Annotated in this window: 15 protein-coding genes; 8 read left to right on the forward strand and 7 right to left on the reverse strand. The window is 67.1% G+C overall.

The window, feature by feature from the left end; genetic code table 11:
• On the forward strand, positions 1-357 hold a 357-nt coding region (locus AC1DQJ_RS19000; RefSeq protein ID WP_477606189.1), incomplete at its 5' end, for a biotin synthase BioB.
• A gap of 8 nt (positions 358-365) precedes the next feature.
• Here the strand turns inward: AC1DQJ_RS19000 and AC1DQJ_RS19005 are convergent.
• From AC1DQJ_RS19005 to AC1DQJ_RS19020, 4 genes are all read right to left on the reverse strand, one after another.
• Positions 366-1,187, reverse strand: coding sequence for an alpha/beta fold hydrolase (locus AC1DQJ_RS19005; protein WP_477606191.1), 822 nt, complete (start codon positions 1,185-1,187; stop codon positions 366-368).
• 154 nt (positions 1,188-1,341) lie between these two features.
• Positions 1,342-2,397 carry a 2-oxoacid:ferredoxin oxidoreductase subunit beta gene (locus tag AC1DQJ_RS19010; RefSeq protein WP_477606193.1) on the reverse strand — a complete coding sequence of 352 codons (1,056 nt, stop codon included), beginning with the start codon at positions 2,395-2,397 and terminating at the stop codon, positions 1,342-1,344.
• A complete protein-coding gene (locus AC1DQJ_RS19015; protein WP_477606195.1) occupies positions 2,394-4,220 on the reverse strand; it encodes a 2-oxoacid:acceptor oxidoreductase subunit alpha in 1,827 nt (608 codons plus the stop codon). Before AC1DQJ_RS19015 ends, AC1DQJ_RS19010 begins: the two co-directional genes overlap by 4 nt.
• Positions 4,211-5,992 (reverse strand): FAD-dependent oxidoreductase, encoded by a 1,782-nt coding sequence (locus AC1DQJ_RS19020; RefSeq protein ID WP_477606197.1) that lies wholly within the window; start codon positions 5,990-5,992, stop codon positions 4,211-4,213. Before AC1DQJ_RS19020 ends, AC1DQJ_RS19015 begins: the two co-directional genes overlap by 10 nt.
• 335 nt (positions 5,993-6,327) lie before the next feature.
• Here AC1DQJ_RS19020 and AC1DQJ_RS19025 point away from each other — a divergent pair, with 335 nt between their 5' ends.
• A complete protein-coding gene (locus tag AC1DQJ_RS19025) occupies positions 6,328-6,495 on the forward strand; it encodes a hypothetical protein (RefSeq protein WP_477606199.1) in 168 nt (55 codons plus the stop codon).
• A 75-nt stretch (positions 6,496-6,570) separates the two neighbouring features.
• On the opposite strand, the gene AC1DQJ_RS19030 is transcribed toward AC1DQJ_RS19025, so the two are convergent.
• Positions 6,571-6,954 (reverse strand): DUF3597 domain-containing protein, encoded by a 384-nt coding sequence (locus AC1DQJ_RS19030; RefSeq protein ID WP_477606200.1) that lies wholly within the window; start codon positions 6,952-6,954, stop codon positions 6,571-6,573.
• A gap of 117 nt (positions 6,955-7,071) precedes the next feature.
• A complete protein-coding gene (locus AC1DQJ_RS19035) occupies positions 7,072-8,268 on the reverse strand; it encodes a M24 family metallopeptidase (protein ID WP_477606202.1) in 1,197 nt (398 codons plus the stop codon).
• Between the two features lie 63 nt (positions 8,269-8,331).
• Here AC1DQJ_RS19035 and AC1DQJ_RS19040 point away from each other — a divergent pair, with 63 nt between their 5' ends.
• The 5 genes from AC1DQJ_RS19040 to AC1DQJ_RS19060 all read left to right on the forward strand — a co-directional run bounded on the left by AC1DQJ_RS19040 (position 8,332) and on the right by AC1DQJ_RS19060 (position 12,566).
• Positions 8,332-8,829 carry a GAF domain-containing protein gene (locus tag AC1DQJ_RS19040; RefSeq protein ID WP_477606204.1) on the forward strand — a complete coding sequence of 166 codons (498 nt, stop codon included), beginning with the start codon at positions 8,332-8,334 and terminating at the stop codon, positions 8,827-8,829.
• 55 nt (positions 8,830-8,884) lie between these two features.
• Complete coding sequence (locus AC1DQJ_RS19045) at positions 8,885-10,033, forward strand: GNAT family N-acetyltransferase (protein ID WP_477606310.1); 1,149 nt, start codon at positions 8,885-8,887, stop codon at positions 10,031-10,033.
• A gap of 4 nt (positions 10,034-10,037) precedes the next feature.
• Positions 10,038-10,970, forward strand: coding sequence for a glycosyltransferase family 2 protein (locus tag AC1DQJ_RS19050; RefSeq protein ID WP_477606206.1), 933 nt, complete (start codon positions 10,038-10,040; stop codon positions 10,968-10,970).
• Positions 10,967-11,878: a hypothetical protein gene (locus AC1DQJ_RS19055; protein WP_477606208.1), complete on the forward strand. Its 912-nt coding sequence runs from the start codon at positions 10,967-10,969 to the stop codon at positions 11,876-11,878. The genes AC1DQJ_RS19050 and AC1DQJ_RS19055 overlap by 4 nt, the downstream gene beginning before the upstream one ends.
• Positions 11,879-11,948: 70 nt before the next feature.
• Entirely contained in the window at positions 11,949-12,566 is a 618-nt protein-coding gene (locus tag AC1DQJ_RS19060; protein ID WP_477606210.1) for a DJ-1/PfpI family protein, read from the forward strand.
• A gap of 37 nt (positions 12,567-12,603) precedes the next feature.
• Here AC1DQJ_RS19060 and AC1DQJ_RS19065 read toward each other — a convergent pair whose 3' ends face one another.
• The gene (locus tag AC1DQJ_RS19065) at positions 12,604-12,729 is read right to left on the reverse strand and encodes a hypothetical protein (protein ID WP_477606211.1); all 126 of its coding nucleotides are present in this window, start codon (positions 12,727-12,729) and stop codon (positions 12,604-12,606) included.
• 99 nt (positions 12,730-12,828) lie between these two features.
• Between AC1DQJ_RS19065 and AC1DQJ_RS19070 the strand changes: the two genes are divergently transcribed.
• Positions 12,829-14,001, forward strand: coding sequence for an acetyl-CoA C-acetyltransferase (locus AC1DQJ_RS19070; RefSeq protein WP_477606213.1), 1,173 nt, complete (start codon positions 12,829-12,831; stop codon positions 13,999-14,001).
• The last annotated feature ends 10 nt before the right edge of the window (positions 14,002-14,011 follow it).

Raw genomic sequence — 14,011 nt, forward strand, 5'->3', positions numbered from 1 at the left:
CTGCACGCCCTGGCCACCTTGCCGGCCCATCCCGACAGCCTGCCGATCAACGATCTGATGCCGATCCCCGGCACCCCGCTGGGCGACTCCGAGGCGGTCGACCCGCTGGAGTTCGTGCGGATGATCGCCGTGGCCCGCATCCTCTGCCCGAAGACCGTGGTGCGGCTGTCGGCCGGCCGCGAGCACATGAGCCGCGAACTGCAGGCGCTGTGCTTCCTGTCCGGCGCCAACTCGATGTTCATCGGCGGCAAGCTGCTGACCACCGCCAACCCGGACAAGGACACCGACGCCGCCCTGATGGCCGACCTCGGCCTGCGGCCCATGACCATGGCGGGCGCGATCGAAGCGGCCGCCTAGGCCACCGCCTATTCCTTGATGAAGGCCAGCAGGTCGGCGTTGAACTCGTCCTGATGGGTCGTGGCCAGGCCGTGCGGGGCGCCGGGATAGACCTTCAGCTTGGCGCCGGGGACGATCTTCGCCGACTTCAGGCCGGCCGCGGCGATCGGCACTATCTGGTCGTCCTCGCCATGCGCGATGAAGGTCGGCTTGTCGATCTTCTTGAGGTCCTCGGTGTAGTCGACCTCGGAGAACTCGTGGATGCAGTCGTACTGCCCCTTGATGCCGCCCATCATGCCCTGCAGCCAGAAGCTCTCGCGCACGCCTTCGGAGATCTTCGCGCCGGGCCGATTGTAGCCGTAGAACGGTATGGTGAGGTCCTTGTAGAACTGGCTGCGGTCGTCGAAGACGCCCTTGCGAATGCCGTCGAAGGCCTCGATCGGCGTGCCTTCTGGATTGGCGGTGGACTTCAGCATCACCGGTGGCACCGCGCCGAGCAGCACCACCTTGGCGACGCGCTTGGTCCCGTGCCGGCCGAGATAGTGGGTGACCTCGCCGCCGCCTGTGGAGTGGCCGACCATGACCAGGTCTTTCAAGTCCAGCTTCTCGATCAGTTCGGCCAGGTCGTCGGCGTACTGGTCCATGTGGTTGCCGTCCCAGGTCTGGTCCGAACGGCCATGGCTACGGCGATCGTGGGCGATTACGCGATACCCGTGCGAGCCGATGAACTGCATCTGGCCGTCCCAGGCGTCGCTGCTAAGCGGCCAGCCGTGGGAGAACAGCACCGGCTGTCCCTTTCCCCAATCCTTGTAGAAGATGTTGGTCCCGTCCTTGGTGGTGATCGTCGGCATCGATTTGAGTCCTCGGGTTGGTTCGGGCGAGCCGCCGGCGTGCGGCGCTAGCCAGCAAAAGCGCGCGGCGCGGCCGTTCGGTTCTGCGGCCGGCTAACAACCTGACAAAGCTCGATGACCGCCGAGCGACGGCGATCGCCGCCGATGACGCGTTTTAGCGCAGGGCGGCGTTCAGTTTGGCGAGGGCCGCGGCTCCCGGCGTCAGCTCACGTTCGCTCAGTGTGTTGAGCGGCGCGTCTACCGTGCCGAGGTTCTCATGCAGGTCGCGGGCCTCAGGGTCGAGGAACAGGAGGCCGGTGACGATCTCGCCCAGCGCCTGCCGGGACTGCAGATAGGCCAGGGCGCCGACCCGATCGGACGGATCGTAGTGCTCGGCCAACTTGTGCAGATGCAGGATCGAGCCGTCGTGCTGAGCAACCGGCACGGTCTCGCCGGGGCCGTACTCGACGGTTATGGTTTCCCGGTAGGGGACGAAGTCCATCCGGTTCACCGCCTCGTTGTGCTCGCGCACATAGTCGTAGGACTTGGTCGAGCCAGCGTGGTTGTTGAACTGCACGCAGGGGCTGATGCAGTCGATGAAGGCGGGACCCTTGTGACTCAGCGCGGCCTTGATCAGCGGGGTCAGCTGGGTCTTGTCTCCGGAAAACGAGCGGGCCACGAAGGTCGCGCCCATCTGCAGGGCGAGGCTGACCAGGTCGATGCCGGCGTCGTGGTTGATGACGCCCTTCTTGGACTTGGAGCCCTTGTCGGAGGTGGCCGAGAATTGGCCCTTGGTCAGGCCGTACACGCCGTTGTTCTCGACGATGTAGAGCATGTTGACGCCGCGCCGGATCGAATGGGCGAACTGGCCCAGCCCAATCGAGGCGCTGTCGCCGTCGCCGGAAACCCCCAGATAGATCAGGTCTCGGTTAGCCATGTTCGCGCCGGTCAGCACCGAGGGCATCCGCCCGTGGACGGTGTTGAAGCCGTGCGAGTTGCCAAGGAAGTAGTCCGGCGTCTTCGAAGAGCAGCCGATGCCCGACAGCTTGGCGATCCGGTGCGGCGGCAGGTCCAGCTCGTAGCAGGCCTGGATGATCGCCGCCGAGATCGAGTCATGGCCGCAGCCTGCGCAGAGCGTCGATACCGAGCCCTCGTAGTCGCGCCGGGTGAAGCCGAGCGCGTTGGGCTTCAATTGCGGATGATGAAGCTGCGGCTTGGTGATGTAAGTCATTCGGCGGCCTCTGGGATCGGCCGGCGGTCGGCCATCAGGCGCTGCACGGCGCTGGCGATGAAGCGGGCGGTGATCGGCGTGCCGTCGTAGTGCAGCACCGCGGTCAGTCGCGAGGGATCGATGTCGCCCTCGTTGATCAGCAGCGTGCGTAATTGGCCGTCGCGATTCTGCTCGATGACGAACACCCTGTCGTGCTCGGTGATGAAGGTGAACACGTCGTCGGCGAACGGGAAGCCGCGGACCCTCAGCGCGTCGAGGTGCAGGCCGTTGCGTTCTAGCGCGCCCAGCGCTTCGTGCACCGCCGGAGTCGAGGAGCCGAAATAGATCACCCCATCGCGGGTGGTGCGGTTGGCGGCTCGGCGGAGCGGCGCGGGGACCAGATTGCGCGCGGTGTCGAACTTGCGCAGCAAGCGCTCCATGTTGCCGACATAGACCGCGCCTTCCTCGCTATAGCGGGCGTAGGGATTGCGCGAGGTGCCGCGAGTGAAATAGCCGCCGCGGCTGGGGTGCGAGCCGGGATAGGTCCGATAGGGGATGCCGTCGCCGTCGACCTCCAGGTAGCGGCCGAACTCAACGCCGGCCTCAAGATCGTCGTGGGTCAGCACCTTGCCGCGATCGAGCTTACGGCTGTCGTCCCATTCGAAGGGCTTTGTCAGCCACTCGTTCATGCCGATGTCGAGGTCGAGCATGACGAAGACTGTGGTCTGCAGGCGGTCGGCCAGATCGAAGGCCAGGGCGCCCATCTCGAAGCATTCGCCGGGATCGGCCGGCAGCAGCAACGGGTGTTTGGTGTCGCCATGGCCGGCATAGGCCGCGGCCAGCAGATCGGCCTGCTGTGTCCGCGTCGGCATGCCCGTCGACGGGCCGCCGCGCTGGACGTCGAAGATCACCGCCGGAATCTCGGCGAAGTAGGACAGGCCGATGAACTCGGTCATCAGCGAGACGCCTGGCCCGGAGGTGGCGGTGAAGGCGCGCGCGCCATTCCAGCCGGCCCCGACCACGATGCCGATCGAAGCGATCTCGTCCTCGGCCTGGACGATGGCGTAGCGGGCCTTGCCGGTGTCGGGCTCGATCCGCAGTTCCTCGCAATAGCTGGTGAAGGCCTCGGCCAGGGAGGTCGAGGGCGTGATCGGATACCAGGCGCAGACGCTGGCTCCGCCATAGACCGCGCCCAGCGCGGCGGCGGCGTTGCCCTCCACATAGATCCGATCACCGACCTGATCGGCGCGCCGGACCCGCAGTCGCAGCGGCTTGAGGTTTTGGACTACGTAGTCTCGACCCATGTGCAAGGCGGCGACATTGGCGGCCACCAGCCGCTCCTTGCCCGCGAACTGCTCGGCCAGCAGCTGCTCGATAACCCCGATCTCGATGTCCAGCAGCGCGGCCAAGGCGCCCACATAGATGATGTTCTTGAACAGCTGGCGCTCGCGGGGGAGCTGGTAGGCCTCGTTGCACATGGCCGTGAGCGGCACCCCGACGATGGTGATGTCGTCGCGGAACTTGGAGGCGGGCAGCGGCTTGGTGGAGTCGTAGAACAGGTAGCCGCCGGGCTCGATCTCGGCCACATCGCGGTCCCAGGTCTGCGGGTTCATCGCCACCATCAGGTCGACCCCGCCGCGACGGCCCAGATGGCCGGCCTCGGTGATCCGCACCTCGAACCAGGTCGGCAGTCCCTGGATGTTCGAGGGGAAGATGTTGCGCGCCGCCACCGGCACGCCCATTCGCAGGATCGACTTGGCGAACATGCCATTGGCGCTCGCCGACCCCGATCCGTTTACGTTGGCGAATTTGACGACGAAATCGTTGACGGTCTCTAGCGGCATGATCCCCCCGCGTGGGTCATTTCCAACAGGAACTTCTGCATGTCCCAGGCCCCGGTGGGACAGCGCTCGGCGCACAGGCCGCAGTGCAGGCAGACGTCTTCGTCCTTCACCATCACCCGCCCGGTCGGCAGGTCGCCCGAGACCAACAGGGCTTGTTCGTGGTTGACCGCCGGCGCCTTCAGCCGACCGCGCAGGTCGTCTTCCTCGCCGTTCTCGGTGAAGGTGATGCAGTCGACCGGGCAGATGTCGACGCAGGCGTCGCACTCGATGCAGGCCGACTCGGCGAATACGGTCTGTACGTCGCAGTTCAGGCACCGCTGGGTCTCGCGGTACGCGGTCTCGCGGTCGAAGCCGAGCTCGACCTCGAGGCGCACGTTCTTCAGCGCCTTGTCCTTGTCAAGCAACGGCACGCGATAGCGCGTGTCGTTGGCCGGGTCGTTGTCGTAGCTCCACTCGTGGATGCCCATCTTCTGGCTGGCCATCGAGAAGCCGGGCGGCGGCCGGGCGGTCAGATCCTCGCCCTTGCAGAATTTGTCGATCGAGATCGCCGCGTCGTGGCCGTGGGCCACCGCCCAGATGATGTTCTTCGGGCCGAAGGCGGCGTCGCCGCCGAAGAAGACGTTGGCCGCGGTGGAGCCGAAGGTCAGGGGATCGACCTTGGGCATGCCCCACTCGTCGAACTCGATCCCGATGTCGCGCTCGATCCAGGGAAAGGCGTTTTCCTGGCCGACGGCGACCAGCACGTCGTCGCAAGCATAGTGCTCGTCCGGCTCGCCGGATGGGACCAGCCGGCGGCGGCCCTTGTCGTCGTACTCAGGGCGGACCCTCTCGAAGATAACCCCGGTCAGCTTGCCGTTCTCGTGGGTGAATTCCTTGGGGACCAGGAAGTTGAGGATCGGAATGTCCTCATGGATCGCGTCTTCCTTTTCCCAGGGACTGGCCTTCATCTCCTCGAAACCCGAGCGGACGATGACCTTGACGTCCTCGCCGCCAAGTCGGCGCGAAGTACGGCAGCAGTCCATGGCGGTATTGCCGCCGCCCAGCACGATGACCCGGCGGCCGATCTTCTCGATGTGGCCGAACGAGACGTTGGACAGCCAGTCGATGCCGATGTGGATGTTCGCGGCCGCCTCCTGGCGGCCGGGCAGATCTAGGTCGCGGCCGCGCGGCGCGCCCGAGCCGACGAAGATCGCGTCGTAGCCCTCAGTCAGCAGGGCCTTGAGGCTATCCACACGCTGGCCGAGGCGGAGCTCCATGCCGAGGCCGGTGATGTAGCCGACCTCCTCGTCGATGACTTCTTCGGGAAGCCGGAAGCGGGGGATCTGGCTGCGGATCATGCCGCCGGACTTGGCCTCCCCGTCGAATAGGGTGAGCTCGTAGCCCAGGGGAGCGAGGTCGCGCGCGACGGTGAGTGAGGCGGGGCCCGCGCCGACCAGGGCGATGCGTTTGCCGTTGGAGACCGCGACCGGCACGGGCAGCCGGCCCGTGATGTCTTCCTTGTTGTCGGCCGCGACGCGCTTGAGGCGACAGATGGCGACCGGCTCGTCCTCGACCCGGCCACGGCGGCAGGCGGGCTCACATGGCCGGTCGCAGGTCCTTCCGAGGATCCCCGGAAAGACGTTGGACTTCCAGTTGACCATGTAGGCGTCCGAATATCGGCCTTCGGCGATCAGTCGGATATATTCGGGCACAGGCGTGTGAGCTGGGCAGGCCCACTGGCAATCGACGACTCTGTGAAAGTAGTCAGGCCCCTCGGTACTGGTGCGCTGCACAATCGCTTCCTTCCCACGACGCCATTCTCTCGCGGTGGAAAAGACGAGGGTCAGTGAAAGCAGACTCGCCTTACCGCGACGCAGCGTTCCAGTGGATGGTAGGACCCTATCGGACGGTCAGCCAATACATTTCTTGCCCAAAATGACATCTCGGCGCGGGGTGCGGTCATTAGGAGACATCCTGCCGCGGCGATCGAAAGCCCTGCCGCAGAAGGCCAGGCGAGGCGGTCAACACCGCGTGATTCCAAGCGAATTTCATAAAATCGAGGCAGACAGCGGCGCCGCCGATGTTAAGCTTTGCTTAATATTGCAACCGCTGGCCAAGGAGGCGCCCGATGCCGAACGAACTGTTCGAAGTACCGTCCCCGTTTGACGCAACCGAAGCCGTCGAGGCGATGATCGAAGATGCTGACGCCGCGCTCGACGCGCAGTCGTTTGAGATCAATGCGCGCCGGGCCCAGGCCGAACACGCCGAGAACCTGCGTCTGGCCCGCGCGCTCTAGCGTCAGGTTTCCAGCCGAAGATCGCAGAAACGCGCCGACCGCAAGGCCGGCGCGTTCTTTGTGTGCGGAGCGTCCCTAGTCGCGCAGGCTGGCCGGAACCACGCCGCCATTCTTTTCCAACGCCACCCAGACCGCCTTGATCAGGGCGATGTTCTGCTCGGCGCTGCCATGCGGCCCGGCCGCGACCCCGAGCTCGGTCGCCAGTTCCTTGCGGGCCTCGAGGCTGGCATCCAGGTCGAGCATCTTCAGCAGGTCGACGATCGACGTGCGCCAGTTGCCGCCGCCGCCTTTCAGCGTGGCCACTTCGGTCAGCACCGCCTCGACGTCTACAGGCTCAGGAGGGGGCGGTGGCGCGGCGGCGACCGGGGCAGCGGCCGGCGCGGCGGCGGGAGCTGCGGGCGCGGCGGCCGGCTTCTTCTTGTGAAAAATCTTGTCCATGATCGAGCTGAAGATGCCCATGCGCCGTCTCCCTGATGTCTGGCATGCCTAGAAGGCGCAGCTTGGGAGTGTGGTTCCGGCCCGGCGGATCGTTTACATCCACGCTGAGGCGTCTTCATTCAATCGACATGGACGGCGTCAGCCGAACGGCTTCTCCAGGCTGGGCTGCGGCGGCGTGAACCAAGCCGCGCCATCCGCCGTGACATGGAAGTGATCCTCCAGCCGCACACCGAACGTGTCGGGAATGACGATCATCGGCTCGTTGGAAAAGCACATGCCGGGCGCGAGCGGGGTCTTGTCGCCGCGCACCAGGTAGGGAGCCTCGTGGATCGACAGGCCGATGCCATGGCCTGTGCGATGCGGCAGGCCGGGAAGCTCGTAGTCGGGGCTGAGGCCGGCGGCGGCCAGCACCGCGCGCGCGACCGCGTCGATCTCCTCGCAGGGCACCCCGGGCTTCACCGCGGCGAAGGCGGCCGCCTGGGCCCTCTTCTCCAGTTCCCAGACTCGACGTTGTTCGGACGAAGCCTCGCCGAAGACGTAGGTGCGGGTGATGTCGGAGTTGTAGCCCTGGACCTGGCAACCGGTGTCGATCAGCACGATCTGACCGTCCTCCAGCGCCTGCTCGCCGGGCAGGCCGTGAGGATAGGCGCTGGCCTGGCCGAACTGCACCGCGCAGAAGCTCGACCCGTTGTCCGCGCCCAGCGCCCGATGAGCCTGGTCGATGAACCGCTTGACCGCGCCCGTGGTGATCCCAGGCGCGAGGATGGCGGCGGCGCGGCGATGCACCTCCAGGGTCATCGCCTTGGCTTGGGACATCAGCGCCAGCTCGGCGGGCGACTTGATCATTCGACAGCCGTCGACCACCGGCGCGCCGTCGAGCAGCTTCACCCCCGGGGCCGCCTTGGCGATGCCGTTGAAGACGAAAAAGGGCAGGGCGGGGTCGATGACCAGCGACTGCGCGGTTCCGAGGGCGCGGGCGGTGAGGGCGTAGGGGCTCTCGTGCTCCTCCCAGAGCATCAGCTCAGCGTCGATGCCCAGCGAGGCCTCCAGAGAGCCGAGTTCGAAGCGCGGGCAGATCATGATCGGCTTGCCTGCGCGGGGCAGCACCATGGCCACCAGCCGCTCGGTGGCGCCCCAGGGCACGCCGGCGAAGTAGCGCAGGCTGGCGCCGGCCCCGATGATCAGCGCCTCGGCGCCGATCTGCGCCATCAGTTCGCGGGCGCGGGCAAGGCGCGCCTTCCGCTCCGCAGGGCTGATCGCCGGCGCCGCGTTCGGCCATGGCTTCAGCTGCGCCAGTTCTGCTTGCGCCGTCGAACCGCCGATGCCGTTGCTCATAAATCTCTCCGCTGGGAACTGGCCGGCTGGCGGCCGGCGAGGGGTGTCCGTATATAGCCGCGCATGGCTGAAGCCTTCAACGATCTGACCCTGCCCGCCGCCAAGACCGAGCGCTATGCCGCCGTCGCCGAGGAAATCGCCGCCGTGCTGGAGGGCGAGCCGAACCTCACCGCCCGCATGGCCACCGTCGCCTCGATGCTGGCGGCCAGCTTCGACAGTTTCTTCTGGACCGGTTTCTATGTCGTCGATCCGGACAAGGAGCGCGAGCTGGTGGTCGGTCCCTACCAGGGCACGCTCGGCTGCCTGCGCATCGCCTACGGGCGCGGCGTCTGCGGCGCGGCCGCCGCCAGCGGCAATACCCAGCTGGTCCCCGACGTCCACGCCTTCCCTGGCCACATCGCCTGCGACAGCCGGTCGGCTAGCGAGGTCGTCGTGCCGGTCTTCGGTCCAGAGGGTCAGTTGATCGCGGTCCTCGATGTCGACTCCACCGAGCCGGCGGCGTTCGACGAGGTCGACGCCGCGTGGCTGGAGAGGATCCTCAAGGACACCTTCGCGGCCTGACGCTTGCAGCGCGGAATGCACTTTTCCCTAACTGGGAAGCGCTACCGTGAAGTCGATGTTACGTCTGGAAGTCCACCACCCGGCCGAGCTTACCGACGCCGATATCGTCGCCTGGCGGGAGCTCTGCGCTTCCCGCCCTGAGTTCCGCAGCCCGCTGCTTGGGCCGGACTTCGCGCGTGCGGTCGGGGCCGTGCGCCCCGATGCGCGCGTCGCTATCTGGCGCGAGGGCGAGCGGGGCGTGGGCTTTTTCGCCTACCACCATCGGCCCGGCGGCATGGCCCGGCCGATCGGCGCGCCGCTGTCGGACTATCACGGCCTGGTCGCCGACCGGCCGCTGGACATCCAGCAGGACCTGGCCGAGTTCGGACTCGCGGCCTTCCGTTTCACCGGCCTCGTCGATCCGTACAGCGACTTCGCATCGGCGATCTCGGGCGTGCATCAGGCGCATGTGATCGAGCTTGAGCGCTCTGCGGACGCCTATCTGGAGCAGGTGCGCGCGGCGAGCCCCAAGCGCTTCAAGAACTACCGCCGGCTGGACGGCAAGCTCGACCGCGAGGTCGGGCCCCTGACCCTGCGCGCGCCGGATTTCGACCGCGACGCCTTCAACCAGCTGTTGGGCTGGAAGCGCGAGCAGCTGGCCCGCACCGGCGCGCACGATTTTCTCGCTCCCACGTGGACCCGTGACCTGCTGGCCTCGTTCCTCGATATGCGCGAGGGGCCGTTCCAGGGGTTGATGATCAACCTCTATGTCGGCGATCACCTGCTGGCCGGCCACATCGGCGTGCGGGTCGGCGACGTCTACCATCCCTGGATCGCCTCGACCGATCCGGCCATGGCGGCCTGGTCGCCGGGCCAGCTCTTCCTGCTGCGGGCGATCGCGGCGATGCCTGGGTTGGGTTTGAAGGTCTATGACCTCGGACCGGGCCACGACCACTACAAGCGGCCCTACGCCTTCTCCAGCCGGATGATCGGCGAGGGGACGATGGCCGCGTCCGGGCCGCGTGGCCGAGCGGCCGTCGCTTCGGAGAAGGCCTGGCTCCTGGCCGGCGCCAATGGCGCAGGACCGCTCGGCCGCCTGCGCCGGCGGCTCGATATCATCGCCACCAGCGAGCTCTCCCTGGCCGGACGCGCCAAGGGACTGGCCGGCGCCATCGCCGCGCGCGCCCTGCGACCAGGCGCGGCGTCCGGGACCGAGGCGGCCTAAGCCAATGACGACGCCGCGCGTCAGCTTGGTGATCCCGACCCAGCGCCGTCTCGCAGGCCTGACCACGGCCGTGCGCTCGATCTTCGAACAGAGAGGCGTGGCGTTCGCCGAGCTGGAGCTGGTCGTGGTCGACAACGACCAGACGCCGTCGGCCAAGCCCACGATCGAGGCGCTGGCCGCGGAGGCCCCGTTCCCGGTTATCTACGTGCACGAGCCAGAGCCCGGCGTCGCCAACGCCCGCAACGCGGCGCTGCATAGGGCCGGCGGAGAGTTTATCGCCTTCCTCGACGATGACGAAGAGGCGCCCGAGGGCTGGCTCGCTGCCCTGTTGGCCGCGCAGCTGCGCTACCGGGCCGATGTAGTGTTTGGTCCGGTCCGTGGCCGGGCGCCGGAGGGCGTTCGCCGGCATCGCAGCTATCTCGAGCGCTTCTTCTCCCGCGTCGGACCGAACGCATCCGGGGTTCTGGATCATTATTACGGCTGCGGTGACAGTCTGATCCGCCGCGCCGCGATGCCCGATCCACGGCAGCCCTTTTCGGCGATCCGCAACCACATCGGGGGCGAGGATGATCTGCTGTTTGGCCAGATGCAGCGCGCCGGGGCGATCTTCGCCTGGGAGCCTGCCGCCTGGGTCTGGGAAGATCCGGTCCCGTCGCGCCTGACGCTGCGCTACACCATCCCGCGCGCCTTCGCCTATGGCCAGGGGCCTTCAGCCGCCTGCGCCGCGGCCAGCCCGCCCGACGGAATCGGCGTCGCTCGCTGGATGGCGCAGGGCCTGGTCCAGGCGGCGGTCTTCGGCGCGTTCGCCGGCTTGAAATGGCTGATCCGCGCGCCGGACTTCGCCTTCACCCTCGACCGGGCCGCGCGCGGCCTGGGCAAGACCCTGTGGTGGGGGCCGTTCAAGATCCACTTCTATGGGCTGAGGGCAGGGGCATGAGCATCATCGGCGACTGGACGCCGGAGAAGGCCCGCGCCTTCACCAAACAGAACCTGGTCTTCCAGCACGGCCTGCACGAACGGCCGATGTTCGGCGACGCTGGGCTAGAGGAACTGCTCGACCGCTATCCGCGCGACAAGCTGGGCGTCTTCACCATGGGCGAGGACCCCGTCGCCTGGACCACCTGGCGCAAAGGCTCGGCCGGGACCCTGAGCGGCTCGAAGCTGCTGGAGGCGGCCCAGGCCGGCCGCATCTGGCTGAACCTGCGTGCGACCAACCGCTATCTGCCGGACTACGCCGCGCTGGCGGGCGAGATCTTCGCCGAGAAGGAGCAGATGACCGGCGCCAGGACGCTGAAGCACGACGTCGGCATGCTGATCTCCTCGGCCAACGCCCAGGTGTTCTACCACCTCGACGTGCCGCTGGTGTCGCTCTGGCAGCTGCGCGGCCAGAAGAAGGTCTGGGTCTATCCGGTCGCTGCCCCCTATGTCGGCCAGGAGGTGCTGGAGCGGATCGTCCTGAAGGAGACCGCCGAGCAGTTCACCTTCGATCCGGCCTGGGATGCAGGGGCGCAGGCCTTCGACCTCACCCCCGGGACTATGGTCACCTGGAGCCAGAACGCGCCGCACCGGATCGAGAACGGCCCGATGCTGAACGTCTCGCTGTCGATCGAATTCATGACGCCCGCGGCGCTGATGCGGGCCAACGTCATCTACGCCAACGGCGTGCTGCGCCGGCGGCTGGGCGCTCGGCCGAGAGTGCAGGACGGCTTCTCAGCCGTCGGCCTTGGCAAGGTCGCCGTCGCCCGCGCCGCCAAGTCGCTGAAGCTCCAGGCCCCGCACGAGCGTGAGCTTCCGGTGACCTTCAAGCTGGACGTCAGCCGGCCAGGAACGCTGCTGCCGGCCTAGGCAGGACGTTCTCTTCGGTTCGCGAAGTTGCTAGGGAGCTTTAGCGCGCCTGTCGCCTCGGAGCCTCCTTGTGCAAATCGCAGTTCTCACCTTCGACGGCTTCAACGAACTGGATTCGTTCATCGCCGCAGCCATCCTCAACCGGATGAAGGCCAAGGGCTGGGCCGCTCACATCACCTCGCCGACCCCTGAGGTCACCTCGATGAACGGGGTGACGGTGCAGCGTCAGCGCTCGCTGGAGTTCGCGGCCGAGGCCGACGCCGTTCTGATCGGCAGCGGGATCAAGACCCGGGATATCGCCGCGGACGCCGCGATGCTGTCGCGGATCCAGCTTGATCCCGCGCGCCAGCTCGTCGGCGCCCAATGCTCCGGCACGCTGCTGCTCGCCAAGCTGGGCCTGATCGGCTGCCTCCCGGCCTGCACCGACCTGACCACCAAGCCCTGGGTCATCGAGGCCGGAGTCGAGGTTCTTGAGACGCCGTTCGTCGCCCATGGAAACGTCGCGACCGCGGGCGGCTGCCTGGCCTCGCAGTACCTGGCGACCTGGATGATCGCGCGGCTTGGCAGCCTTCGGGATGCGGAAGAGACAATGCACTACGTCGCTCCGGTCGGCGAGAAGGACGCCTATGTCGAGCGGGCGGTAGGCATCGTGCGCCCGTTCCTGAGCGGAGGCGCATTGGCCGCGTGATCGTCTAAGCGGCGGCGATGACGGACCGGACGGACCGCTAGCGTTGCGGCGTTGGCGCTAGACTGCCCATCTGAATAGTCCAGTGGCGGAACTCGATTGCGAGCACGCCGGCCCGCACTAGGCCGTCGTCCTCGTGCGCCGCGCCGGCGGAGCTGCGCGCCATGCCCTTCACGTGCACGTAAACCCCATTGGCTTACGTCGCGTCGCGCTCCTACATGAGTCCCCGACGCGCGGAGGGCGCGCATTTATCGGGAGCGAGACTATGGGCGAAGCCTATATCGTTGCGGCGACGCGCACCGCCGGCGGGAAGAAGGGCGGCAAGCTGAAGGACTGGCATCCGGTCGATCTGGGCGCCGTCGTGCTCAATGACATTATCGCGCGCACCGGAGCCGACCCGGCACTGGTCGAGGACGTGGTGATGGGCTGCGTTGGTCAGGTCGGCGAACAGGCGATCAACGTCGCCCGCAACGCGGTGCTGGCTTCGAAGCTGCCGGAAAGCGTGCCGGCCACCAGCGTCGACCGCCAGTGCGGCTCGTCCCAGCAAGCCCTGCAGTTCGCCGCACAGGCGGTGATGAGCGGCACCATGGACGTGGTGATCGCGGCGGGCGTGGAGAGCATGACCCGCGTGCCCATGGGCCTTTCGGCGGCGCTGCCCGCCCAGAACGGTTTCGGCAACTACATGAGCCCGCGGATGAAGGAGCGTTATCCGAACATCCAGTTCAGCCAGTTCGCCGGCGCCGAGATGGTCGCCGCCAAGTACGGCCTGACCAAGGAAGAGATCGACGAGTACAGCTACCAGTCGCACCAGCGCGCCATCGCCGCGACCCAGGCCGGCCACTTCAAGAACGAGATCGTCGGGGTCGAGATCGTCGACGCCGAGGGCAATAAGTCCCTGCACACCGTCGATGAAGGCATCCGCTTCGACGCCAGCCTCGACGGCATCAAGGGCGTGAAGCTGCTGCAGGAAGGCGGCCGCCTGACCGCCGCCTCGTCCAGCCAGATCTGCGACGGCGCCTCCGCCGTGATGGTCGTCTCGGAAAAGGGCCTGAAGGAACTGGGCGTGAAGCCGCTGGCCCGCATCCACCATCTGTCGCTGCTGGGCCATGACCCGGTGATCATGCTGGAAGCCCCGCTGCCGGCCACCGAACGCGCGCTGAAGCGGGCCGGCATGACCGTCGACGACATCGACCTGTTCGAAGTCAACGAAGCTTTCGGCTCGGTGCCGGTGGCCTTCATGAAGTCCCTGAACGTCGATGCCGCCAAGCTCAACGTCAACGGCGGCGCCATTGCGCTGGGCCACCCGCTCGGCGCTTCGGGCACCAAGCTGATGGCGACCCTGCTCAACGCGCTTGAGCAACGTGGCGGCCGCTACGGTCTGCAGACGATGTGCGAAGGCGGTGGTATGGCGAACGTCACCATCGTCGAGCGACTCTAGACAGTAAGGA

Source organism: Phenylobacterium sp. P4_E10 (assembly GCF_056401675.1).

What these genes read in the sequence shown, in the direction of transcription:
- AC1DQJ_RS19015 (WP_477606195.1), bottom strand. Translation starts at nt 4,220, where the DNA reads ATGCCGCTAGAGACCGTCAACGATTTCGTCGTCAAATTCGCCAACGTA.
- AC1DQJ_RS19070 (WP_477606213.1), top strand. Translation starts at nt 12,829, where the DNA reads ATGGGCGAAGCCTATATCGTTGCGGCGACGCGCACCGCCGGCGGGAAG.
- AC1DQJ_RS19005 (WP_477606191.1), bottom strand. Translation starts at nt 1,187, where the DNA reads ATGCCGACGATCACCACCAAGGACGGGACCAACATCTTCTACAAGGAT.
- AC1DQJ_RS19045 (WP_477606310.1), top strand. Translation starts at nt 8,885, where the DNA reads ATGTTACGTCTGGAAGTCCACCACCCGGCCGAGCTTACCGACGCCGAT.
- AC1DQJ_RS19040 (WP_477606204.1), top strand. Translation starts at nt 8,332, where the DNA reads ATGGCTGAAGCCTTCAACGATCTGACCCTGCCCGCCGCCAAGACCGAG.
- AC1DQJ_RS19030 (WP_477606200.1), bottom strand. Translation starts at nt 6,954, where the DNA reads ATGGGCATCTTCAGCTCGATCATGGACAAGATTTTTCACAAGAAGAAG.
- AC1DQJ_RS19065 (WP_477606211.1), bottom strand. Translation starts at nt 12,729, where the DNA reads ATGGCGCGCAGCTCCGCCGGCGCGGCGCACGAGGACGACGGCCTAGTG.
- AC1DQJ_RS19055 (WP_477606208.1), top strand. Translation starts at nt 10,967, where the DNA reads ATGAGCATCATCGGCGACTGGACGCCGGAGAAGGCCCGCGCCTTCACC.
- AC1DQJ_RS19050 (WP_477606206.1), top strand. Translation starts at nt 10,038, where the DNA reads ATGACGACGCCGCGCGTCAGCTTGGTGATCCCGACCCAGCGCCGTCTC.
- AC1DQJ_RS19035 (WP_477606202.1), bottom strand. Translation starts at nt 8,268, where the DNA reads ATGAGCAACGGCATCGGCGGTTCGACGGCGCAAGCAGAACTGGCGCAG.
- AC1DQJ_RS19010 (WP_477606193.1), bottom strand. Translation starts at nt 2,397, where the DNA reads ATGACTTACATCACCAAGCCGCAGCTTCATCATCCGCAATTGAAGCCC.
- AC1DQJ_RS19025 (WP_477606199.1), top strand. Translation starts at nt 6,328, where the DNA reads ATGCCGAACGAACTGTTCGAAGTACCGTCCCCGTTTGACGCAACCGAA.